We start from the raw sequence: 1,079 nt of genomic DNA, 5'->3' as shown, positions 1-1,079 counted from the left end.
ACTCTGACTGCAGCAATCACTACCGTTCTGGCTAAAACCTACGGTGGTTCTGCTCGTGCTTTCGACCAGATCGATAACGCACCAGAAGAAAAAGCTCGTGGTATCACCATCAACACTTCCCACGTTGAATATGACACCCCGACTCGCCACTATGCGCACGTTGACTGCCCAGGGCACGCCGACTACGTTAAAAACATGATCACCGGTGCTGCTCAGATGGACGGCGCTATCCTGGTTGTTGCTGCGACTGATGGCCCAATGCCACAGACTCGTGAGCACATCCTGCTGGGTCGTCAGGTTGGCGTTCCATTCATGATCGTGTTCATGAACAAATGCGACATGGTTGATGACGAAGAGCTGCTGGAACTGGTAGAAATGGAAGTTCGTGAACTTCTGTCTGCTTATGACTTCCCAGGCGACGACATCCCAGTTGTTCGTGGTTCAGCTCTGAAAGCGCTGGAAGGCGAAGCAGAGTGGGAAGCTAAAATCATCGAGCTGGCTGGTCACCTGGATAACTACATCCCAGAACCAGAGCGTGCTATCGACAAGCCATTCCTGCTGCCAATCGAAGACGTATTCTCCATCTCCGGCCGTGGTACAGTTGTTACCGGCCGTGTAGAGCGTGGTATCGTTAAAGTTGGTGAAGAAGTTGAAATCGTTGGTATCAAAGATACCGTGAAATCAACCTGTACTGGCGTTGAAATGTTCCGCAAACTGCTGGACGAAGGCCGTGCTGGTGAGAACGTTGGTGTTCTGCTGCGTGGTATTAAACGTGAAGATATCGAACGTGGTCAGGTTCTGGCTAAGCCAGGCTCAATCAAGCCGCACACCCAGTTCGAATCTGAAGTTTATATCCTGTCCAAAGATGAAGGCGGTCGTCATACTCCGTTCTTCAAAGGCTACCGTCCACAGTTCTACTTCCGTACAACTGACGTGACTGGCACCATCGAACTGCCAGAAGGCGTTGAGATGGTAATGCCGGGCGACAACATTCAGATGGTTGTTACCCTGATCCACCCAATCGCGATGGACGACGGTCTGCGTTTCGCAATCCGTGAAGGCGGCCGTACTGTAGGCGC

Annotated in this window: 1 protein-coding gene; it reads left to right on the top strand. The window is 51.9% G+C overall.

Annotated features, from left to right (window positions below):
- Positions 1–1,079, top strand: a 1,079-nt coding sequence (gene tuf, locus M975_RS21905; protein WP_064562012.1) for an elongation factor Tu, incomplete at both ends; no start/stop codon positions are given.

This window comes from Buttiauxella brennerae ATCC 51605 (assembly GCF_001654925.1).
Classification (GTDB): domain Bacteria; phylum Pseudomonadota; class Gammaproteobacteria; order Enterobacterales; family Enterobacteriaceae; genus Buttiauxella; species Buttiauxella brennerae.
The sequence above is the reverse complement of the archived record's forward strand: the minus strand, read 5'-3'. Positions and strand labels throughout refer to the sequence as shown.